19 protein-coding genes and 1 riboswitch are annotated in these 21,336 nt (G+C 53.7%); of the genes, 9 read left to right on the forward strand and 10 right to left on the reverse strand.

Translation table 11 applies throughout. The features are described 5' to 3' along the window. Positions 1-121: 121 nt before the first annotated feature. The 4 genes from ACQKLP_RS00825 to thiS all read right to left on the reverse strand — a co-directional run bounded on the left by ACQKLP_RS00825 (position 122) and on the right by thiS (position 4,450). Entirely contained in the window at positions 122-889 is a 768-nt protein-coding gene (locus ACQKLP_RS00825) for a hydroxymethylpyrimidine/phosphomethylpyrimidine kinase (protein WP_427319154.1), read from the reverse strand. Next, entirely contained in the window at positions 874-1,860 is a 987-nt protein-coding gene (locus ACQKLP_RS00830) for a thiamine phosphate synthase (RefSeq protein WP_427319156.1), read from the reverse strand. Before ACQKLP_RS00830 ends, ACQKLP_RS00825 begins: the two co-directional genes overlap by 16 nt. Continuing rightward, positions 1,857-3,668, reverse strand: a complete 1,812-nt coding sequence (gene thiC, locus ACQKLP_RS00835) for a phosphomethylpyrimidine synthase ThiC (RefSeq protein WP_427319158.1) — start codon at positions 3,666-3,668, stop codon at positions 1,857-1,859. Before thiC ends, ACQKLP_RS00830 begins: the two co-directional genes overlap by 4 nt. Positions 3,669-4,246: 578 nt before the next feature. Beyond that, a complete protein-coding gene (thiS, locus tag ACQKLP_RS00840; protein WP_126249216.1) occupies positions 4,247-4,450 on the reverse strand; it encodes a sulfur carrier protein ThiS in 204 nt (67 codons plus the stop codon). 50 nt (positions 4,451-4,500) lie between these two features. After that, a riboswitch (TPP riboswitch) is annotated at positions 4,501-4,602 on the reverse strand. A gap of 571 nt (positions 4,603-5,173) precedes the next feature. Between thiS and ACQKLP_RS00845 the strand changes: the two genes are divergently transcribed. The 3 genes from ACQKLP_RS00845 (at position 5,174) to ACQKLP_RS00855 (ending at position 6,684) form a co-directional block, all read left to right on the forward strand. Then, complete coding sequence (locus ACQKLP_RS00845) at positions 5,174-5,749, forward strand: sugar O-acetyltransferase (RefSeq protein ID WP_427319161.1); 576 nt, start codon at positions 5,174-5,176, stop codon at positions 5,747-5,749. 37 nt (positions 5,750-5,786) lie between these two features. Next, positions 5,787-6,275, forward strand: a complete 489-nt coding sequence (locus ACQKLP_RS00850) for a lipocalin family protein (RefSeq protein ID WP_427319163.1) — start codon at positions 5,787-5,789, stop codon at positions 6,273-6,275. Positions 6,276-6,375: 100 nt separating this feature from the next. Then, on the forward strand, positions 6,376-6,684 hold the full coding sequence (locus tag ACQKLP_RS00855; protein WP_427319165.1) for a hypothetical protein: 309 nt from the start codon (positions 6,376-6,378) through the stop codon (positions 6,682-6,684). A 157-nt stretch (positions 6,685-6,841) separates the two neighbouring features. On the opposite strand, the gene ACQKLP_RS00860 is transcribed toward ACQKLP_RS00855, so the two are convergent. From ACQKLP_RS00860 to dnaN, 3 genes are all read right to left on the reverse strand, one after another. Then, the gene (locus tag ACQKLP_RS00860) at positions 6,842-7,120 is read right to left on the reverse strand and encodes a hypothetical protein (RefSeq protein ID WP_427319167.1); all 279 of its coding nucleotides are present in this window, start codon (positions 7,118-7,120) and stop codon (positions 6,842-6,844) included. A gap of 8 nt (positions 7,121-7,128) precedes the next feature. Beyond that, entirely contained in the window at positions 7,129-7,968 is an 840-nt protein-coding gene (locus tag ACQKLP_RS00865; protein ID WP_427319169.1) for a sterol desaturase family protein, read from the reverse strand. Positions 7,969-8,265: 297 nt separating this feature from the next. After that, on the reverse strand, positions 8,266-9,384 hold the full coding sequence (dnaN, locus tag ACQKLP_RS00870) for a DNA polymerase III subunit beta (protein WP_126246035.1): 1,119 nt from the start codon (positions 9,382-9,384) through the stop codon (positions 8,266-8,268). A gap of 288 nt (positions 9,385-9,672) precedes the next feature. Here dnaN and ACQKLP_RS00875 point away from each other — a divergent pair, with 288 nt between their 5' ends. From ACQKLP_RS00875 to ACQKLP_RS00900, 6 genes are all read left to right on the forward strand, one after another. Continuing rightward, entirely contained in the window at positions 9,673-10,932 is a 1,260-nt protein-coding gene (locus ACQKLP_RS00875; protein ID WP_427319171.1) for a pyridoxal phosphate-dependent aminotransferase, read from the forward strand. Between the two features lie 697 nt (positions 10,933-11,629). Continuing rightward, positions 11,630-12,238, forward strand: coding sequence for a TetR/AcrR family transcriptional regulator (locus ACQKLP_RS00880; protein ID WP_427319173.1), 609 nt, complete (start codon positions 11,630-11,632; stop codon positions 12,236-12,238). A 1-nt stretch (position 12,239) separates the two neighbouring features. Beyond that, positions 12,240-12,848: a TetR/AcrR family transcriptional regulator gene (locus ACQKLP_RS00885; protein WP_427319175.1), complete on the forward strand. Its 609-nt coding sequence runs from the start codon at positions 12,240-12,242 to the stop codon at positions 12,846-12,848. A 22-nt stretch (positions 12,849-12,870) separates the two neighbouring features. Then, a complete protein-coding gene (locus ACQKLP_RS00890) occupies positions 12,871-14,232 on the forward strand; it encodes a TolC family protein (RefSeq protein WP_427319177.1) in 1,362 nt (453 codons plus the stop codon). An 8-nt stretch (positions 14,233-14,240) separates the two neighbouring features. Beyond that, positions 14,241-15,305 carry an efflux RND transporter periplasmic adaptor subunit gene (locus ACQKLP_RS00895; protein WP_427319179.1) on the forward strand — a complete coding sequence of 355 codons (1,065 nt, stop codon included), beginning with the start codon at positions 14,241-14,243 and terminating at the stop codon, positions 15,303-15,305. Between the two features lie 29 nt (positions 15,306-15,334). Continuing rightward, positions 15,335-18,529: an efflux RND transporter permease subunit gene (locus ACQKLP_RS00900; protein ID WP_427319181.1), complete on the forward strand. Its 3,195-nt coding sequence runs from the start codon at positions 15,335-15,337 to the stop codon at positions 18,527-18,529. Positions 18,530-18,647: 118 nt separating this feature from the next. On the opposite strand, the gene proC is transcribed toward ACQKLP_RS00900, so the two are convergent. From proC to dusB, 3 genes are all read right to left on the reverse strand, one after another. Next, positions 18,648-19,448 (reverse strand): pyrroline-5-carboxylate reductase, encoded by an 801-nt coding sequence (gene proC / locus ACQKLP_RS00905; protein ID WP_427319183.1) that lies wholly within the window; start codon positions 19,446-19,448, stop codon positions 18,648-18,650. A 139-nt stretch (positions 19,449-19,587) separates the two neighbouring features. Next, positions 19,588-20,157: an HNH endonuclease gene (locus tag ACQKLP_RS00910; protein WP_341842170.1), complete on the reverse strand. Its 570-nt coding sequence runs from the start codon at positions 20,155-20,157 to the stop codon at positions 19,588-19,590. A 34-nt stretch (positions 20,158-20,191) separates the two neighbouring features. Beyond that, on the reverse strand, positions 20,192-21,262 hold the full coding sequence (gene dusB / locus ACQKLP_RS00915) for a tRNA dihydrouridine synthase DusB (protein WP_427319185.1): 1,071 nt from the start codon (positions 21,260-21,262) through the stop codon (positions 20,192-20,194). Between the last annotated feature and the right edge of the window lie 74 nt (positions 21,263-21,336).

Genomic DNA, 21,336 nt, shown 5'->3' on the forward strand with positions numbered 1-21,336 from the left:
TTTTCGGAGAATTTCTCGGTTTTTGTTATCGGGCGGAATGTTTATAACCCTGTTCTGCGTTTGTTTTCAAGGGTATTATGGTAACCTCCGTTTTTCGGAGCACGAACACGCCCCTGATTTTTCAATCCGGAATTTGACTAATATGCTTTCGTTCCGGCGCATGCCATCCTACCAGTTCCGGGCTGCTCATCAGGTAGCGGTAGGTGTAATCCTTTCCCGCGCTGCAGGCGGCTTTCAATGGTAATCCGCTGGCCATGGCGGCGGTGATGGCGGCGGAGAGCACGCAGCCGGAGCCGTGTTTCGGGAAGGCATTGCTGGCGGGCGGAGCGAAGTCTGTTGCGGAATCCTGGTGAAAGAGGGTATCTACACCGGGTTTGAGGGGCCGATGGCCGCCTTTGAGCAGCACAGCGCAATGATGCGCCATTGCTTTGGCGCCGGCTTCTCCATCGGGAAGGCCGCTCATGGCTACGGCTTCATCGTAATTCGGTGTGAGCAAAGTAAGCGAGGGAAGTACGGACGCCCAATGTGCGTGAATGGCGTTATGGAAAACATAACCAGCCGAGGCGCGCAGCACGGGGTCGAGCACGAATGCGATGCCGGGCCGGACGGCGCGCAGTGCGGCAATTACTTCCGCGATCGTTTCGGGGTGCGAAACGATGCCGATTTTACAATAATCCACGGGGTATTGCTGCACGAGTGGCAATGCCTGGGCGATGATATTATCGGCGCTGACCCATTCCACGCCAAGGAATTCGGTGTCGGTTTGAACGGTGAGTGCGGTGCAAACGCCGAGCCCGCGGAGGTGCCAGGCTTCGAAGGTTTTGATATCGGCGAGGAGGCCTGCTCCTCCCGAGGGGTCGAGGCCGGCGAGGCTCATGGCAAAAGGCATGGTGAGTCGGGTTTAAATGGGTGAATTGAATTTTTTGAAGAAGGCCATGCGGTTATCAAAGTGGAAATTATTTCGCTCATGCGTTCGGGTTCCCCCCAGGCCGCGCCCAATACGGCTGCGCCGCAGAACCCTTTTGCCCGGGCTGCTGCGATATTCCCTGCATGGATCCCGCCGATGGCAATGGCGTTCGGAGGGATCGACTGGCAGGGCCGTGCATTGTAGCCGGGTTTGGAGATACTGTCGAACACGGGGCCCATCAGCACGAAATCGAATCCGGAAACGACCGTTGAATCGTGGTGAATGGAAGTGCTGACCCATTTGCCCGCCTCGCGGAGTTTCCGGATTTCGTAGGGCGCAGTTTTAGCACGGGCATCTTCGCTGAGGTGAACGCCTTTCAGCATAAACGTTTCCACCAGCGAAGGGAAAGTAGCAACGATAACTTTGGCGCGATGTTGACTGGGCAGGCCCTCCAACCACCGGGCGTAGTCGCTTTCGTTCCAGCCGGGTTTACGGAGCAGGAGGGTTTCCAATCCTGCATCGAACGCGGATTGGATGACTTCGTGTTCAGACAGCATGTGGCCGGCGGCTTCAGGGAACGGCGTTTTGCGAGATGCTTGATCGCAGAGGTTTAGTTCGTGTTCAGGCAACAGGTGCCCGGCCGCTTCAGGGAATTGTGTTGTGCGCACGTCCTGATTGCGGGGAATTCTCTGGTGCCCAGACTTGAAGCGTTGTGCCGAACCAGGGAATAGTGTAGTGCGCACTTCCTGATCGCGGGTAATTACCTCGTGCCCAGGCATCGAGTGCCCGGCCGATCCTGGGAATGGTGTTGTATGTTCTTCCTGATCGCGGGTAATTACCTCGTGCCCAGGCATCGAGTGCCCGGCCGATTCAGGGAGGTGCGTTGTTAACCTTTCCTGCTCCTGGTACATTTCCGGCAAAGGAAACTCCGGTGCTGTGATGAGCCAGATCATGCGTAGATCTCCCCTCCCCTGGCGGTGAAATCTTTTGCTTTTTCGGCCATGGCAGCATCTCTTTCTGCGTGCTCGCGGACTTCCTGCGAAATCTTCATGGAGCAGAACTGCGGGCCGCACATGGAGCAGAAATGCGCCACCTTCGCGCCTTCCGCCGGAAGTGTAGCGTCGTGATAACTGCGGGCAGTATCGGGGTCGAGCGATAGGTTGAACTGGTCTTCCCAACGGAACTCGAAGCGCGCCTGGCTGAGAGCGTTGTCCCGGTGCTGCGCGCCCGGATGTCCTTTCGCCAGGTCTGCCGCATGTGCCGCCAGTTTGTAGGTGATCACGCCCTGTTTTACGTCATCCCGGTCGGGGAGGCCCAGGTGTTCCTTCGGTGTAACATAACACAGCATGGCCGTGCCATACCAGCCGATCATCGCCGCGCCGATAGCGGAAGTAATATGGTCGTATCCCGGGGCGATGTCGGTAGTGAGGGGGCCGAGCGTATAGAAAGGCGCTTCGTGGCAATGTTCCAGCTGTTTGTCCATGTTCTCCTTGATGAGGTGCATAGGCACGTGTCCCGGGCCTTCGATCATTACCTGCACATCCTGCTTCCAGGCGCGGTGGGTCAGTTCGCCGAGGGTTTCCAGTTCCCCGAACTGAGCCGCATCGTTGGCATCGGCGATGGAGCCGGGGCGGAGGCCGTCGCCCAGGGAGAAGGAGACGTCGTACGCTTTCATGATTTCGCATATCTCGTCGAAATGCGTGTAGAGGAAGTTTTCCTGGTGATGGGCGAGGCACCATTTCGCCATGATGGAACCCCCGCGCGAAACGATGCCCGTCATCCTTTTGGCGGTCAACGGAACATAGCGGAGCAGCACACCGGCATGGATCGTGAAATAATCGACGCCCTGCTCGGCCTGTTCGATCAATGTGTCGCGGAAGATTTCCCAGGTAAGGGCTTCGGCTTTGCCGTTCACTTTTTCCAGCGCCTGGTAAATAGGGACGGTCCCGAGGGGGACAGGGCAGTTCCGGATGATCCATTCGCGGGTTTCATGGATGTTTTTGCCGGTACTGAGGTCCATGATGGTATCTGCTCCCCAGCGACAAGCCCATACTGCCTTTTCCACCTCTTCTTCGATAGACGAGCTGACGGCGGAATTGCCGATGTTGGCGTTGATTTTGACGAGGAAATTGCGCCCGATGATCATGGGCTCACTTTCCGGATGATTGATGTTGGCGGGGATGATGGCCCTGCCGGCGGCGATTTCACTGCGGACGAACTCCGGAGTTATAAGCCTGGGCGCATTGCCCGTACCGCGATGTTGTTGCCAGAGCGGGTCTCCGTCCCGGAAAGCGACGTCTGCCCGTTGATTTTCCCGGATAGCGATGTATTCCATCTCAGGAGTAATGATGCCTTTGCGGGCGTAGTGCAGTTGGGTGACGTTGGAGCCGGCGCGCGCCTTGCGCGGCAGCGGCGGTTCACCCGTGCGGAGGTGCGCCAGGGCAGGATCTGCGAGGCGGGCGCGGCCGTAGTCGGAAGTCAGGGCTGGCAGCGTAAGAACGTCTCCCCTTTCGTCGATCCAGTTTTCGCGGAATCGGGGCAGCCCTTTCGCGGGGTCTATGAAAATGGAAGGGTCGGTATAAGGGCCGCTGGTATCGTACACCGTAACGGAAGGATTCGGTGTGGAAGCGCCCTGGCGGCCATGAGCGCGCGTGTCTGTCTGGGAGATTTCGCGCATGGCTACTTGAATGTCTGGCCTGGAACCCTCGACATAGATCTTCTGTGAGGCAGGAAATGGCGTGCGGGTAATACGGTGTTGCATGTTGAAAAAGATAAAAGGTTACGAATGGGCATGAAGAGGGCCTTACGTCCCCGGGAGGCGCAAAAGCTCGTCCGGCTCCTTGTGATTGGTGCGGATGCCGGTAAATAATAATTGATGTGCCGTGATCAGCGATTGCGGGCAGCTACGCCGGAAGCGTTGTTGCGCCTTCGTCTTTGTTAATGGACGATGACGATGCGGATTCCTGTGTCAGTCAGCGATGGTGGATGGCTTCGTTGGAAAGCAATCTGGTGGTAGCCAGACGTTATTGCCAACAAAGGCGCGTATTCCTGCCTGGTCTCCCGGCAATTCCCGGCAATGGAACATGGAAGCAACACTGGTCACCGTTGCCAATGACCGGCAGTGATGATGCGTAATCAATTTCAATCTATGAACGACGATTTAACACGTTATAAAGTGTTGCCGGTTGAACCATTCAACACCGTCATTTTATGTGAGGGTGATTGATTGTGCTCCGGAGTATGCAGGCATCAAACGGAACCTGCCCACTGAACGCGAAACCGTCTGGGATCTCGAAATGAAAACCGTACCAATAGCGCGCATCGCTGACGCAGTCCCCATTATCCGCCCTGGGTGGCCTGGATAATGGTCACCTGATCGTCTGGCACAAGCAGGGTACTGGGCCAGTCTGGCCTGGGTATGACCCTTCGGTTCACCGCTACGGCGATACCTTTGCCGGTTGAAAGCTGAATAAACTGTAAGAGCGCAGTAACGGAGGTTTCCGGCTGCACCGCATAAAGTTTATTGTTTACAAGCACTTCCATGTTTGCAAGGAATTTAAGTGAAACAATAAACTTTAAGGATGTGAGAGAAGGAGTTCAGTATTACTTTTCCCTACGGCAGTGTGAACTGCATCAGGTACTGAGGGTATCATCTCAGTTTTCCCGTTTCCGGGAAAACACCCCTAAAGTGATTACAAATCTAAGCGATGAAGGGCCAATTTCCAAATTGGATAAAACACACACATTCATATGACGCGAAATTCGCATCGCTACAGTGAGAATGCTCTTTGAAATTCCTTAGTCGCCGATCCTTCCAAAATAAAGCACGCCCTGGCACCCTAGTTCCGGAGAAAGAAAGCCGAACTTGTAACGATATTAATACGAATTTGACGAGAAGTTGTCCACACCGATACACGGATGATGTTCATGGTATGTAAAACTCGTGTCAGCTTCATCCGTTTTGAATAGAAGCGCAAAACATAAAAGTTCCCCACGCAATCTAAAAACCACGATAAATTTTTCATAGGCAAAAACAATAGAAAAAAGCACTCGTAAAAACTTTCACCATTGGCATTCACCAAAATCAGTATTTGCCCAATTTGCCAAGAGCCTTGTCGATAGAGGAAAGCATCGTTTCCCGGAAATGGCCATGGACTTCATGGAGCGTATTGGGACGGTCCATCATTTAACCGAACGAACTATTGGGAATAATTAAAGTATTCCGGTAAAGGCATCAACATCCATCATTCCACTAACTTTATCCCTATGGAAGCATTAAATAACGCCGAAGTCAAGATCATTCACCGGCAAACTCCGGAATCTTCCGCGATGGTAGCCAACACCCGCCGCGCCATGACCCTCACCGCAGCCATCAACCGGCTAACGTTCAATGACGCCGACCAGGTCCGCGAACTGTTCAGTCAGCTGATCGGGCAGACGGTCGACGAAAAATTCATCCTCATCCCGCCCTTCTACACCGCCGGAGGGAACGAAATCCGCGTAGGCCGCAATGTTTTCATCAATCAGAACTGTACGTTTTATGACCTCGGTGGCCTCGATATCGGCGACGACGTCATGATCGGGCCAAACGTCAGCATTATTACCACCGGCCACCCCGTAGACCCCACAGCCCGCCGCGCCATCACCATCGGGAAACCCATCGTGATCGGGAGCAATGTCTGGATCGCGGCAGGCGCCATCATCATCGGGGGAGTAACGATCGGTGAAAACTCGGTAGTAGCCGCAGGAGCGGTGGTGACGAAAAACGTACCCCCGAACACTCTGGTCGGCGGCAATCCTGCACGGATTATTCGCGCGATCGGGACACAACCACCTGTTTAGCATTATCTTTGATAGGATACATTAAACAACCATTCGTATGACCCGCATCCTCCTGCCAGCGATCCTCCTCCTCGCCGCCGCTTGTAACAACGGCGAAGGTGAGGCGCATAAAGACAGTGTAGCCGTTACCGGAAGCGACACCATCTTCATCGAACGGCCGCTGGAGCCCGCCGTGGCATTGGATGCTGTTCATGTCGATTCCACTCTTCTCCCCGGCCGCTGGGTACAGCCCGCCGAAGGGGTAGACACCCTCCTCCTCGGGTTTCAACTCAAAAAAGGAGGCAAAGCCTCCTCCATCCAGCTGGAATCCCTCAAATACCAATCCTGGAGCATCCATAACGACACCCTCCTCCTCCACGGCCTCGCCGGATACTCCAAAGCAGACACTATCTTCCTGCAGACAGACACCCTCCTCATCCGGGAACTCTCCGATACCGCCCTCCGCGTCCACCCCGTAAACGCCGCAGAAGGCCATATCGAAACGTTCAAACGCCAAACCTCCACCGGTTCCAAAAAACGCAGGTAACCACCAGCTTAATTCCCGGAAACACCACGCCAGCAAGCTTTCTGCAAATTCCGCCAAAAACATTTTTCCGGGAAATCCTCCCCGCTGGTTTTAGGGCGAAGTGACGCAAATCCATTTATGCATCGGAACGGTAAAAGGTCAGCAAACCCAGGCCGGTCTTTCCCGCGCAATGCAGGATGGGATTGGATGGATCAGCCATGGTAAAGGTTTTCAGGGGAAGTTGACCGCGTTTGGCAGCAAGAAAGCAGGAATTAAGGGCAACGGGACGCAAAAGCAAAGAACAACCCCTTCCGGCGAAAATTTCGCCGGAAATGCTCCGTTTGCCCGTAAAAGGAAAGAAAATCATCCGCCGGCTACCTTTCCAGGTGGCGACTGCATCATCAGCGTTGTTTCATGGATATCGGGATAGGAGGACCGGCCTTTCGGGTTACAAAGGGTCGCTTCGGCCAGGGAGTCAACAGGATAGTAACGCAAGTTCCCCGTTCAGGATTCGGGAGGTTCTTCATCAGGCGGGTATGGTTTTCACCATCGCCTAAGAGAGGAACTTGCGGTCCAGCTTGCGCTGTTTACAGGTTATACATTTGCCAGATCCCGATCGCAGTGGCTACGATCGCTAAAAACAAACCGGCAACGGTCATTTGCAATTCATCAATATTCTTGCGGGCAATAACGGCCGAAACCACGCAAAGCGCAACTCCCGCCGAGCCCATGTAAACCGATGCTTCGGGCGATTTAGTGATGAAAGCGAACGCAGCGGCAACTACGCCGATGAAAATGGATGCAAAACCTGCAATCTTGGGCAGACTTGTTGGGTGGTGCATTGTGTACGAATTATAAGTGATCAAAAAATTGGCTATTGGTGCAATCCTGTCTGTTGATGTTGCGGGTCCGCGACCGGCACATCTTCCCACGGTGTCTTCAGCAAGGGCCCGATCTGCTGATATCGTTCATCCAGGTACTCATCCAACCCATAACGAAGACGGGTCGTATCTTTCACGGTCACGAACGTGCCAAATAGGCGGTCCCAGATAGAAAATATATTGGCGTAATTCGAATCGGTCTCCGGTTGATAACGGCTGTGATGCACCTTGTGCATGTCCGGCGAAACGATCACCCAGCTCAGCGCCCTGTCCACCGCCTGCGGCAAATGGATATTGGCGTGGTTGAACTGGCTCATGAATGCGGAGAGCGACTGGTAAAACATCACCATCCACATCGGCACGCCCATCGTGAAAATGGCCAACAGCAGCGCGCCCACCCTGAAAACACTCTCCACCGGGTGATGCCGCAAAGCCGTAGTGGCATCTACCGCCGTGTCTGTATGGTGGATTTTGTGGAAATGCCACATCCACGCCGTTTTGTGTTGTACCCAATGCACCAGCCAGGCCCCGATGAAATCCATCATCATTACCGCCAGCAGGCAATGCAGCCAAACCGGCATCCCGAAGAGGTACAACAGCCCGAAGGGCTTGCTGGCCGTCCAGTCAGACACACTTACGATCAAAAAAGCGAACCCCAGGTTTACCAGCGCCGTGGTCAGCGTGAAAAACAGGTTCGTGCCCGCATGTTTGAACCGGTTATTCCGGAACCGCATCCTCGGGATCACGCCTTCGATCACCCAGAGGAGCACCAGCCCAGCTACCAGCATCGCGGTGCGGTAGTGTGATGGTATATGTTCGAAAAACTCCATCATTCGTACCAGCGTTTCGGGTCGTGTAAGCGGACCAGTTATGAATCCTTACGGTTGTTATCACTTAGAAATTACGACATTTTGCCCAATAGTGGCGGGTTTCAGCCCATATATTTCTTACGGCTGAAGGAAGGTTTTCATTCATAGATTTATTTATATAACAAGAAAAAATTAAGCGTGGAGAGAAAATGGGGTTTGGGAGAAGAATGCCGGAATTGTTTAATATATAATGGTTTTCCATGGGAAATAAAAAAGCCGCCTTTTGACGGGCGGCTTTTTCTATGCGGATTCGTTCGATGATCAGTTGTTCATCAGCAGGGGCATCACCAGCATGAGCAGGTCTTCCTCTTCGGCTTTTTCTACCGGGCGGAGGATGCCGGCCTTGGTCGGCGCGCTCAGGTCGATGGTGATTTCGTCTCCCTCTGCTGCGTGCAGCATTTCGATGAGGAATTTGGCGTTGAAAGCGATCTGCATGTCCTCGCCGCTGTACTGGCAGCTCATGCGCTCGTTACCTTCGAAAGAGAAGTCCACATCCTGCGCGGAAAGCTGCAGCTCGGAGCCGCTGATGCTCAGCGCCACCTGGTTGGTGCTCTTGTTGGCGAACACGCTCACCCGCTTCAGGGCGTTCTGGAAATCGCTTTTCACGAGGGTGAGGCGGTACGGATTGTCTTTCGGGATCACCACTTTATAATCGGGGAAACGCGCGTCGATCAGGCGGCAGATCATTTGTGCGTTCTCGTGGGAAACGAAGAAGTGGTTGCTGCTGTAGGCGATGCGGATCTCGCTTTCGTTATCGGGAATAGCGGATTTCAGCAGGTTCAGCGGCTTTTTGGGGACGATGAAAGTATCGTCCTGCGGGCATTTCACGTCCGTCCGAACGTACTTTACCAGCCGGTGCGCGTCCGTAGCCACGAAAGTGATATTGTCCGGGTGGAGCTCGAAGAACACGCCGGTCATCTGTGGGCGGAGATCGTCGTTGCTAACGGCGAACAGCGTTTTGTTGATGGCCGTGAGCAGTGCAGAGGAGATCATGGTGAAATTGGTGGCGTCTTCTGCCGCGGGCTCTTTCGGGAAGTTCTCCGGGTTTTCGCCCATCACCTTGTATTTACCGTTGTCGGAAGTGATTTCGACAGCGAAGGAATTGAGATCGATGTTGAAGGTCAGCGGTTGATCGGGCAGGTTCTTCAGGGAATCCATGAGGATCTTGGCCGGGATACAGATGCGGCCGCTTTCCTTGGCCTCTACCTCCAGTTTCACCTTCATCACGGTTTCCAGGTCGGTGGCCACAACGGTCAGCTCATTCTTTTCGATCTGGAAAAGAAAATCTTCGAGAATGGGCAGCACGGTGTTGGAGTTGATCACGCCGCTGATCTGTTGCAATTGTTTCAGTAAAGTGGAGGAAGAAACGATAAACTTCATAAGGTTACTTAATAATTGTTGCAAATGTAAGGCAAACAAAGATAGAAAGTTTCGCCAATGATCCACCCTCGGCTTTTCCACATCGCATGGCAACAAACAAAAATGCGAAAGACGAATGCTGCTTGTCAAAAATGCAGTTAAATCGTCATTTCTTGAATAAATATCCGGGAAAATGCCTGTATATTGAAAATATTGAAAACAATGTACCGGTTCTTTTAAATTATTGTCAAATCGGTTAATTTTGCGGGCGCAAAAAACATCATTTCATTAAAATCAAAATCAAGGGATATGAAACTGTCTCATTTAGCCGAAACGCTGATAGGTTCCGAAATAATCAAACTTGCAGGAGAGATCAAGGAAAAGCAGGCTAAGGGTGAAAAGATCTATAATTTCACCATTGGCGATTTCGATCCCAAGGTTTTCCCCATCCCCCTGGAGTTCGAAAACGAAATCTGCCAGGCATACCGGGATAAATACACCAACTATCCTCCGGCAGACGGTATCCTGGAGCTCCGCAAAGCGGTAGGCCAGTTTATCAGCGAGCGCGAGGGTCTCGATTACGACCCGCTGAGCGAGATCGTGATCTCCTGCGGCGGCCGCCCCATCATCTACGCAACTTACCGCACCATCGTTGACCGCGGCGAGAAAGTGATCTACGCTACCCCGTCCTGGAACAACAACCACTACACCCACTTCCTGGAAGGCGAGCACGTGGTGCTCGAAACCAAAGTGGAAAACGACTTCATGCCTACCGCGGCCGAACTGAAGCCCCTCCTCAAAGGCGCTACCCTCCTCGCCCTCTGCTCTCCCCAGAACCCGACCGGCACCACCTTCGCCAAAAAACAACTGGAAGAGATCTGCGACATGGTACTGGAAGAAAATAAAAGCCGCTCCGCCGGTGAAAAACCCCTCTACGTACTGTTCGACCAGATGTACTGGGTACTCACTTTCGGCGATACGCAGCACTACAACCCCGTTTCCCTCCGTCCGGAAATGAAGGATTATACCATCTTCATCGACGGTATGTCCAAAGCTTTCGCCGGTACCGGCGTGCGCGTGGGTTGGGCACTCGGTCCCAAGCACGTGATGAGCAAAATGAAATCCATCCTTTCCCACGTTGGCGCCTGGAGCCCCATGGCAGAACAGAAAGCCGCGGCCAAGTACCTCGTGCAGAAAGAAAACGTCGATAAATACCTCGCTCTTTTCAAAGGCGAAGTGGAAGAACGCCTCGTGAAAATCTACGAAGGGTTCGACGCGCTGAAGAAAGCCGGCCACGCCGTAGACGCCATCGCTCCCCAGGCAGCGATTTACCTGACCATCAAGCTCGACCTGAAAGGCAAAACCACTGCCGACGGGAAAGTGCTGGAAGACCAGGGCGCCGTTACCAGCTACATCCTCGACGAGGCGAAACTGGCGGTAGTTCCGTTCTACGCGTTCGGGTCCGACCGTACTTCTCCCTGGTATCGCCTGAGCGTGGGTACCTGCGTGAAGGAAGAGATCCCCGCAATGCTGAGCGCCCTCAAAGCTGCGCTTGAGAAACTGAAATAAGCCATACCATATATATAATGGTAACAATACCCGGCCCCGGTGCGCTCCACACCGGGGCCGTTTCTTTTTAACCCGGCGCGGCTTTAGTGTAACATGCAAATCAATGAAAATCAATCACTTTTAACTTTCGCTGATATGGCCACCCTGCACGTTAGACAGGCATTCATGCAGCTTAAACCGCTATTAATGATAATTTTACACAAATATTTTTAATGCGTAATTGCGGAAAACTGAAAGCGCGATGGACAGGTTTTCCCGGAAAATGAAAGCTCCACCGGAATGCCCACATAAATTATCCATCGCCTTCCGGAAAAATCCGATTGAAAATCAGCCCGTTTTGTCGGGTAAAATATTTTAACTGATAGGCAGCCCCATATCGTTATGCATCGCCTCAAATCGCCTAAAACCCTATTAATTACACTTTTACACAAAAGGTTTTAATGCGTAATTTAAAAAGCGTCTTTTGTGTAAAATGGCTAATAATATATTAAGTTGTTGATTATCAATTTAAATTGATTTTCGACCGGTTTCCGTCCAATTCATCCTCAAACACTTGCAATCCCCTCAAACCCAGGAAACTCCCTAAACTCCCATCTGTCACCAAATCGTTAAAAATGCGTTAAATGGTCAACTGTGCTTACTAAATTCAACAGAAGTTTCTAATTTTGACTTTATAACTAAAAAAGTCAGAAAGTTAATGTTAACTGAAAACAGGGATGAAACAAGGGAACGCATCATCGATGCGGCACTGAAACGGTTCACGTATTATGGCGCCTCCAAAACGACCATGAACGAAATCGCGGAAGACCTCCATTGCTCCAAAGCATCCCTGTATTACTATTTCCCCGACAAACAGGCACTGCACGTAGCCGTGCTCGAAAAAGCCGGGGAAACCTATTTCCACGATCTCCAGGAAAAAGCCGACCAGGCCGTAACCGCCCGCCAGGCCTTCATGGAGCTCATCGCCACCAGGCACGAATTCGCCCGCAGGTTTTGCCGGCTCGAATTGTTTAAAGTGTTGAAAGACAAACACCTGGTGCGCATCGCGAACAAAGCCTTCGAAGCCGCGCGCGACCGGGAAATAGGTATCATCACAAACATCATCGAAAAAGGCGTCGACCGTGGAGAAATGGTAAGCGCAGACCCGGCAAAGGTCGCCGCCTTGTATATGCATGCTATGATCGGCTTGCGCCTGTCACTGGTTAGCAAGGATTTAAGTGAAGAGATCAGTGACGAGGAATTTGAAAGGGTGCGGGAGTGGCAGGTGCAACTGGCCGACATATTCATCAATTCATTAAAAAAGTAAGATGCGAGACAGGATTCTGGAAACAACGCTGCGCTTGTGCAAAACTTTCGGGGTGAAAAGCATCACGATGCAAGACATCGCCCGGGAATGCGGTATCTCCAAGAAAACAGTTTACGAACACTTCTCCGACAAAAACGAACTGATCGACGAAGTGACCGGCTATATGACCGACACCTACCGCGACCGGCTCGCCGAATGTCACAACGCCGGAAAGAACGCGATCGATGAGCTCGTGATGTCTATCAACCACACCGAGCACATGGCGCGGAGCACCAACCCCATCCTCCTCTTCGAACTGGAGAAATACCACCCCTCCGCCTGGAAGCGGGTGCAGCATTTCAAACAGGATGAAATGGCGGCCACCGTGCTCGGCAACCTGGAGAGAGGCATCCGCGAAGGGCTCTACCGGCACAACCTGCGGACAGACATCATGGTGCACCTGCGGCTCCTCCAGATGGATTCGCTCTTCAACCCGATGCATTTCCCCGCCGCGCAGTTCGAACTGCACGACGTCATGTACCAGCTCACCGTTCATTATATCAACGGCATCGCCACCCCGGAAGGACAGGCGCTGCTGGAAACATACCTTCCTTCCGCTATCACCGCATAACACTATCGTCACAATACACAGCATGAAAAAATGGATCATACCGTTCCTGTTCCTCTCTTCCGCCTGGACCACGAACGTTTACGCACAAACGAAACAGCTGTCGCTGCAGGAGGCCCTCCGTTTTGCGCTGGATCATAACCAGCAGCTGGCCGTCAGCCGCCTGGAAGAGCAGATCGGCAAGCAGAAAACCCTGGAAGTCCGCGCCCAGGCCCTCCCCCAGATCACCGGTAACGCCAACATCACCGACAACATCAAGAAACAGGTGATGGTGCTCCCCGGAGAATTCAACCGCGACGAGCCCGGCAAACCGGTGGCGCTCCCCGTAGGTACCACCTGGAACGCTTCGGCCACCGCTGAACTGAACCAGCAACTGTTCAACCAGAGCGTTTTCACCGGCCTCCAGGCCGCCCGCTCCGGTGAAGAATATTACACCCTCCAAACGCAACAAACGAAAGAAGTTGTCATCTATAATGTTTCGGCGCTTTACTACAGCCTCCTCGTAAAACAGGAAAAACTCAACGTAGTGCAAAGCAATATCGACAAGATGACCAAACTCGTCGAAACCACCCAAAGCCAGCTCGATAACGGCCTGGCCAAAAGGATCGATCTCGACCGCATCAAAGTGAGCCTGGTGAACTACCAGACCCAGAAAAGCCAGCTGATCAACCAGCTGAAAGTGGACGAGAACAAGCTGAAACAAGCCATGGGCATGCCGGTAACCGAAGACCTCGAGTTCCCTCCCCTCGCCCTGAGCGATATCGAACAGAAAGCCGCGGTGACGACGGATTTCGGGGAATTCAACCTGTCTAACCGTACCGAATACAAACTGTTGAAGAAAAACGAAGAGCTGCAACAATTCCAGAAGAAAGCGTACATCGCCGAATACTTCCCCAGCCTTTCCTTCAACGGCCGGTATTCCTATAACAGCCTGAGCGACAAGTTCGACATGTTCAAAGGCAACAACGGCACCGCCAATAATTTCGGCATGGCTTCCATCGGGCTGACATTGAAGATCCCCATCTTCGACGGCTTCGCCCGCCGCAGCCGCGTGAACCAGGCCAATTACACCCTGGAGCAGATCGCCAAAAAACTGGATGCCAACAAAATGGAACTGACCACCGCGTTCGAGAACGCAAGGCTCAGCCTGCTGAACAGCCTCAGTACCATCAAGTCGCAAAAGGAAAACGTAGCCCTCGCCGACGAGGTGTACGCATCCACCCAAAATAACTACAACCTGGGCCTCGCCAACCTGACGGACCTCCTCAACTCGGAGACCTCCCTCGCCGAAGCCCAGAACAGCTATAACGAAGCCCTGCTCCAGTACAAACTCGCAGAGCTCGACCTCATCAAATCACACGGTAACCTGCCCTCACTCTTAAACTAATGCAAGCCATGAAGAAAGTTTTAATCTACGGCACTTTAACTATAGCAGCCCTCGCGGCCATCGTCTGGAAACTCAACGCCAACAAGGCAGCCAACGTCGCCAAGACGGAATTCGTGAAACAAAGCAACTCCGGCGAAATTCCCGTGCTCACCGAAAAGGCGACCCGTGTGGATTTCGATCAACACTTCGCCGCCAACGGCAACTTCGAGCCGTTCAAGGAACTGACCTACCTCGCTGAAGCCTCCGGCCGCATCAATCAATTGCTCGTAGACGAAGGCAGCTACGTGAAACAAGGCCAGATCATGGCGCGGGTCGACGATGAGATCGTAGGTACCGACCTGGCTTCCGCAAAAGCCAATCTCGCACAACTGAGAGTAGATAAAGACAGGTATGAGTCCGCTTTCAAGACCGGCGGCGTAACCCAGAAACAAATGGACGACGCCCGCCTCCAGTACGACCTTGCCGTTAGCCGCTACGAAGCCGCCAGCCGCAAAGTCAACGATACGTACGTGAAAGCCCCCATCTCCGGGTTCATCAACGCCAAATACGTGGAAAAGGGAACTTACCTCTCCGCCGGCACCAAAATGTTCGACATCGTAGACGTAAGCCGCCTCAAACTCCGCGTTACCGTTCCGGAAATGCAGGTTGTCAACCTCAACCTGGGCGACAAAGTGAACGTGACCACCAACGTATACCCCGAGATCCAGTATACCGGAAAAATCACCTTCATTGCCGCCAAAGGCGACCAAACGCTCAGCTACCCGGTAGAAATGGAAGTGACCAATATCAACGGCAAGCAACTCAAAGCCGGCATGTACGGGACCGCCAACTTCGAAATGCCGAAGCAGGAACCCACCATGCTCATCTCCCGCAACGCATTCGTGGGCGGTGTGAACAGCAACCAGATCTATGTGCTGGAAGGCGGCGTGGCCAAATTGCGCAAAGTGACCGCCGGCCGCATCTTCGGCGATAAAGTCGAAATCCGTGAAGGCCTGCAGGACGGTGAAACCGTGATCACCAGCGGCCAGATCAACCTGACCAACGGAGCCAAAGTAGCCGTGCAGGCACAGTAACGATTTGCTTGACTTAACAAACCGACACAATGAAGATTACAGAAGTATCGATAAAAAGGCCAACGGTGGTGGTGGTGCTATTCACCATCCTGACGCTGCTCGGGCTCATGAGCTACAAGGCGCTCAACTATGAGCTGCTGCCCAAGTTCTCGTCGCCCATCGTGACCATCGCCACCGTATACCCCGGGGCTTCGCCCTCGGAAGTGGAATCCACCGTCACCAAGAAAATTGAAGACGCCGTGGCCTCCATGGAAAACATCAAGAAACTGACCTCCAAATCCTCCGAAAGCCTCTCCCTGGTTACGGTGGAACTGAATAACGACGCCGACGAGGACATCGGCCTGCAAGACGCGCAAAGGAAGGTGAACGCCATCCTGGCCGACCTCCCGGGCGATGCCAAACCGCCGTCCCTCAACAAATTCTCCCTCGACGACCTTCCGATCATGACCCTCGCCGCCACGGCGAAAATGGACGACCGGAAATTCTTCGACCTGATCGACAAGCGCATCCAGCCCATGCTGTCCCGCTTGCCCGGTGTGGCCCAGATCTCCCTGATCGGCGGCCAGGAAAGGGAAATCCAGATCAACATCGACCCGAAAAAACTCGAAGCGTACAAGCTCTCCATCATGCAGGTACGCCAGATCGTCACCAACGCCAACCTCGACTTCCCGACCGGTAAGGTTAAAACCACCGATCAGCAGATCCTCGTTCGCCTGGCCGGTAAATATAAAGACGTAGACCAGCTCCGCGCCCTCGTGCTCACCACCACCGCCTCCGGCACACAAGTGCGCCTGGGCGACGTGGCCGATGTGCAGGATGCGCAGAAAGATGCGGAACGCCTGGCGCGGGTAGACCGCAACGCGTCTATCGCCCTCATGGTCCAGAAACAATCAGACGCCAACGCCGTGACCGTTTCCGAAGAGATCCACAAATCCATCGCCAAAATCGAAAAGGAATATGAAGCGGCCGGATTGAAGATCAAGATCGCGAACGACAACTCCGTGTTCACCCTCGAGTCTGCCGACTCCGTGATCCATGACCTCATCATCGCCGTGCTCCTCGTGGCCGCTGTGATGATGCTCTTCCTCCACAGCCTGCGCAACGCCATTTTCGTAATGATCTCCATCCCCGCGTCGCTCATCGCCACGTTCATCGGGATGAAATTGTTCGGCTTCTCGCTCAACCTCATGTCTTTGCTCGGCCTCTCGCTGGTAGTAGGTATCCTGGTGGACGACGCCATCGTGGTGCTCGAAAACATCTACCGTCACATGGAGATGGGCAAAAACAAAGTGCGCGCGGCGTTCGACGGGGTAAAGGAAATCGGGTTCACCGTAACCTCCATTACCCTCGTGATCGTGGTGGTGTTCCTCCCGATCTCGCTGACCAACGAACTGGTAAGTAAGATCCTCCGCGAATTCTGTGTGGTGGTGATGATATCGACCATGCTGTCGCTGCTGACATCGTTCACCATCGTGCCTTTGCTGGCTTCCCGGTTCGGTAAGCTCACGCATCTCACCGGCAAGAACTTCTTCGAGAAATTCATTCTGTGGTTTGAAAGACAGCTGGATAAATTCACCCGTTGGATGACCGGCATGCTGAAATGGGCACTGGCACACAAAACGATCACCCTCGTTGGTTCCGTTGTGCTGCTGCTGGCTTCTTTCCAGCTCGTGGGCCGGGGGTACATCGGCGGCGAGTTCATCCCGAAAGGCGACCGCGGCCAGTTTATCGTGATGCTCGAAATGCCAAAAGATGCATCCCTCGAACAAACCAACCAGGCTACCCTGAAAGCGGAAGCCTTCCTGGAGAAAAAACCGGAAGTGACTTCGCTGATCACCACCGTGGGCCAGACTTCGGAAGACGGTTTCGGTACTTCCCAGTCTACCGCCTACAAATCGGAAATCACCGTTCAACTGGTAGATCTGCACCAGCGTGAAGCGGCAGACCTCATCGCCACCCGCGTGAAGAAAGAGCTGAAAGCGGCCCTCCCCGGCGTGAAGGTGAAAACCACCTCCGTGAGCATCATGGGTACGGCAGAGCGTGCACCCATCGACGTGATCGTGATGGGTACCGACCTCGACTCGGTGTTCAAATTCGCGAAAGCGGGCATGGCAGAGCTGCAGAAGATCGAAGGCGCTACAGAAGTGAAACTGTCTGTGGAAGAAGGAAACCCCGAAATCAACGTGCAGGTGGACCGCGACAAGATGTCGGCACTCGGCCTCACGCTCGAAAACGTGGGCGGTACGATGCAGACCGCGTTCAGCGGTACGGCCGACGACTCGAAGGTGAAATTCCGCCAGGGAGAATATGAATACGACATCAACATCCGTTTCGGCGACTTCAACCGCCGCAACATCCAGGACGTTTCCAATATCGATTTCAAGAACGACAAAGGCGAGCTGGTGAAGCTGGCGCAATTCGCCACCATCACCGAAGGTTCCGGCCCGAGCCGCCTCGAGCGCCGCGACAAAAGCACCTCGGTGTCTATCCAGAGCCAGGTAATGGGCAAGCCCGCAGGTACGGTAACCCAGGAATTCGTGAAAAAGCTCAACGAGCTGCCGAAACCCATGGGCGTAAGCTTTGTGCTGGGCGGCGACGCCGAAAACCAGGGCGACTCGTTCTCTACCCTCGGTGTGGCACTGCTCATCTCCATTATTATGGTGTACCTCATCATGGTGGCGCTGTACGACAACTACATCTATCCTTTCGTGGTGATGTTCTCCATCCCGCTGGCCATCATCGGTGCCTTGCTGGCGCTGGCGTTGACCAACAATACGCTGAACATCTTTACCATCCTGGGTATGATCATGCTGATCGGTCTGGTGGCGAAGAACGCGATCATCCTCGTCGACTTTACCAACCAGATGAAGGAAGAAGGCCAGAGCACGTACGATGCGCTCATCCACGCCAACCACGCCCGTCTCCGTCCGATCATCATGACCACCATCGCGATGGTGATCGGTATGTTGCCGATCGCATTGGCAACGGGTGGTGTGGCCTCGACCAAGAACGGCCTGGCATGGGTGATCATCGGTGGTCTTATCACCTCGATGTTCCTCACGCTGATCGTGGTGCCCGTCATTTATTATGTGGTAGACAAGGCGATGGCGAAGTTCGGTATGGGACGTATTTCCAAGAAACGTTACATCCGCCAGCGGATGGTTGCGCCTACGGAACAGGAGATCGAAGCGCGCGACCTGCAATCCGCTTCGATGATGAACTGATAAAATACTTGCATAAGTGATAATAGTGTTACAAACAGTGTAACAGTTGTAGGTTTAACTAAATGGCCGGGATAATCTTATCCCGGCCTTGGTTTTTTATGCAAGTATGTGAGGGGTTTTAGCCCTTGATGATCTTGTTGTACGAACTGGTGATCCCTTTGATGAGCGAGGAGCTGAAGCCCTGGTGTTCCATTTCGTTGAGGCCCGCGATGGTGCAGCCTTTGGGGGTTGTTACCTTGTCGATCTCGGCTTCCGGGTGGCGGTTGCCTTTGATGAGCAGTTCGGCGGCGCCTTTCACCGTTTGCGCGGCGATGAGGTTGGCCGTGGCCGCGTCGAACCCGATCTCGATGCCGCCCTGGATGGAGGCGCGGATGAAACGGAGGGCGTAGGCGATGCCGCAGGCGCCGAGCACGGTGGCGGCGTCCATGAGCTTTTCGTCGATGGAAACGGTAACGCCCAGCTGGTCGAACATTTCCTTCACGAAGGCCGTCTGTTCTTCGGTGACGTTGCGGCCGCAGATGCAGGTGATGGACTCCTGGATGGCGATGGCGGTGTTGGGCATGGCCCGGAAGATGGGGAGGCCGGGCAGCGTGATCTTTTCGAGATCGTCGAGCAGTACGCCGGTCACCACGGAGATGAGGAGTTGTTTATCCGCATCGAAGCTGGCGCGGAGCTCGGTGAGGACTTCCTTAACGTTATATGGTTTGAGGGCCACTACCACCACGTCTGCTTCGCGGATGGCTTTGGCGTTATCTGATTCCACATGAACGCCCTGCTCGCGCAATGCGGCCAGGGTTGCGACGTTGCGCTTGGTGACGGTGATTTCTCCGGCCTGGGAGAACCCGCTTTTGAGGAGGCCTTCCGCGATGGCGGAACCGAGGTTGCCGCCGCCGATGATGGCGATTTTCTTGCCTGACATAGTCTACTGATTTGGAAGAGTAAGGTACGGTAAAACCCCCGTTCCTGCAAACCCCGCCAAAAATGAGAAAGCCCCCGGCAAGCCGGAGACTTTCGTCAGACAACATCAAAAAATATGACCATTCCTGATGACTCAGGCGTTAATCCAATGTTACGTGGCTCCAGTTTTCGCCGCTTTTGATCCGGTACAGCTGCATTTCGCTGATGGAAAACTGCTCCGCGATCTGCTTCATCGTTTTCCGCCCCGGCTTGTGCAACAGGCGCTTGATGCTCTTCACCTTGGCGATGTTCAGCTTCAGGCCTTTGGTACGGTGGCGCTGCTGCTCCTTGTAAGCGAGCTTCGCCGGGCTGTTTTGCTGGTGCTGCTCCATTTCCTCCTTGGTGGCCCAGCGGAGGTTGGAGACTTTATTGTTCTTTTTGTCGTAATCGAGATGGATGACGTATTTCTGCGAACGGCTGGTTTTGGGGATGAACAGGCGCGCCACTTCGCGGTGGAGGTAGAGCGACTGGTACGTGTCGGCCGGCTTGATGTTGAGCACCGTATAGCCTTCCACGGTAGAGCCGTTGAGCAGCCTCCCGTCTTCCTTGCTTTCCTGGTAACTCATCACTCTTCCCATATTGGAAACCGCGTAGCGTTTACGCAGGGCAGATTTGTTTTTGATCTGCAAGTCTTTCCAGACCTCATTTTTCAAGTTTTTGATTGTGGCCATTGTGAAAGCAATTTATATGGTTCATTTCTGGGGTTCAGTCCGGAACTTCACAACTCAGTTCTCTCTCCGGATGATTCGCTGTTGCTTCTATGCCAGCCATTGGGGCCATCGTCCTCTCAAATATATGATCTTTGTACTGATATGCTACGGCATCCAGGACCTCCTCGATCTTGGGGGCCGTAGTGCAAGTTACTAATTGTGCACGGAATTCTTTGATGTGCGGCAGACCTTTCAGGTAATTCGTGTAATGCCGTCTCATTTCGAGGATACCGACCACTTCCCCTTTCCACTGGATCGACCGGCGGAGGTGTTCCTTGCAGACGTCTACCCGCTCGGAAACCGTGGGCGGTGGCAGGTGCTGGCCCGTACGGATGAAGTGCTTGATCTCATTGAAAATCCAGGGGTACCCGATGGCCGCGCGGCCGATCATCACCCCGTCTACCCCGTATTTTTCCCGCGCCGCCACCGCCTGTTCGGGCGTGCAGATGTCTCCGTTGCCGAAGATGGGAATGTTAATGCGGGGATTGTTCTTGACTTTGCCGATGAGCGTCCAGTCTGCATGGCCTTTGTACATCTGCGTACGGGTGCGGCCGTGGATGGTCAGCGCCTTGATGCCCACATCCTGCAGCCTCTCCGCCACTTCCTCGATGTTTTTGGTATCATCGTCCCACCCCAGGCGGGTTTTGACGGTAACGGGGAGCTTGGTGGCCTTTACGACGGCCTCGGTGAGGCGGACCATCTTGGGAATGTCCTTCAGAATGCCGGCGCCGGCGCCTTTACAGGTGACTTTCTTCACGGGGCAGCCAAAATTGATGTCGAGCAGGTCGGGGTTGGCGGCTTCCACGATCTGGGCGGCCATGGCCATGGGCTCTTCGTCTCCCCCGAAGATCTGGATGCCGACAGGGCGCTCGAAATCGAAAATGTCCAGCTTCATCCGGCTTTTGATGGCGTCGCGGATGAGGCCTTCCGAGGAAATGAATTCGGAATACATCAGGTCTGCCCCCTCGCGCTTGCATACCGCGCGGAACGGCGGATCGCTCACATCTTCCATGGGGGCCAGCAAAAGCGGAAACTCACCCAGTTCTATATCTCCAATTTTCACCATATAATTGCTGCCGGTTAGAATTTATTCTGACAAAACTGATAAATGCCCTGTAAATTTACGCAAATTTAGCACAG

Origin of the sequence: Chitinophaga sp. NPDC101104 (assembly GCF_050277495.1) — a bacterium.
GTDB lineage: Bacteria > Bacteroidota > Bacteroidia > Chitinophagales > Chitinophagaceae > Chitinophaga.

Bases quoted from the DNA above. Each gene is read 5' to 3' on its own strand.
- ACQKLP_RS00900 (WP_427319181.1), top strand. From the start codon at position 15,335: ATGAAGATTACAGAAGTATCGATAAAAAGGCCAACGGTGGTGGTGGTG.
- ACQKLP_RS00845 (WP_427319161.1), top strand. From the start codon at position 5,174: ATGGAAGCATTAAATAACGCCGAAGTCAAGATCATTCACCGGCAAACT.
- ACQKLP_RS00910 (WP_341842170.1), bottom strand. From the start codon at position 20,157: ATGGCCACAATCAAAAACTTGAAAAATGAGGTCTGGAAAGACTTGCAG.
- ACQKLP_RS00825 (WP_427319154.1), bottom strand. From the start codon at position 889: ATGCCTTTTGCCATGAGCCTCGCCGGCCTCGACCCCTCGGGAGGAGCA.
- ACQKLP_RS00885 (WP_427319175.1), top strand. From the start codon at position 12,240: ATGCGAGACAGGATTCTGGAAACAACGCTGCGCTTGTGCAAAACTTTC.
- ACQKLP_RS00895 (WP_427319179.1), top strand. From the start codon at position 14,241: ATGAAGAAAGTTTTAATCTACGGCACTTTAACTATAGCAGCCCTCGCG.
- proC (WP_427319183.1), bottom strand. From the start codon at position 19,448: ATGTCAGGCAAGAAAATCGCCATCATCGGCGGCGGCAACCTCGGTTCC.
- ACQKLP_RS00890 (WP_427319177.1), top strand. From the start codon at position 12,871: ATGAAAAAATGGATCATACCGTTCCTGTTCCTCTCTTCCGCCTGGACC.
- dusB (WP_427319185.1), bottom strand. From the start codon at position 21,262: ATGGTGAAAATTGGAGATATAGAACTGGGTGAGTTTCCGCTTTTGCTG.
- thiC (WP_427319158.1), bottom strand. From the start codon at position 3,668: ATGCAACACCGTATTACCCGCACGCCATTTCCTGCCTCACAGAAGATC.
- ACQKLP_RS00875 (WP_427319171.1), top strand. From the start codon at position 9,673: ATGAAACTGTCTCATTTAGCCGAAACGCTGATAGGTTCCGAAATAATC.
- ACQKLP_RS00880 (WP_427319173.1), top strand. From the start codon at position 11,630: ATGTTAACTGAAAACAGGGATGAAACAAGGGAACGCATCATCGATGCG.
- ACQKLP_RS00830 (WP_427319156.1), bottom strand. From the start codon at position 1,860: ATGATCTGGCTCATCACAGCACCGGAGTTTCCTTTGCCGGAAATGTAC.
- dnaN (WP_126246035.1), bottom strand. From the start codon at position 9,384: ATGAAGTTTATCGTTTCTTCCTCCACTTTACTGAAACAATTGCAACAG.
- ACQKLP_RS00850 (WP_427319163.1), top strand. From the start codon at position 5,787: ATGACCCGCATCCTCCTGCCAGCGATCCTCCTCCTCGCCGCCGCTTGT.
- thiS (WP_126249216.1), bottom strand. From the start codon at position 4,450: ATGGAAGTGCTTGTAAACAATAAACTTTATGCGGTGCAGCCGGAAACC.
- ACQKLP_RS00865 (WP_427319169.1), bottom strand. From the start codon at position 7,968: ATGATGGAGTTTTTCGAACATATACCATCACACTACCGCACCGCGATG.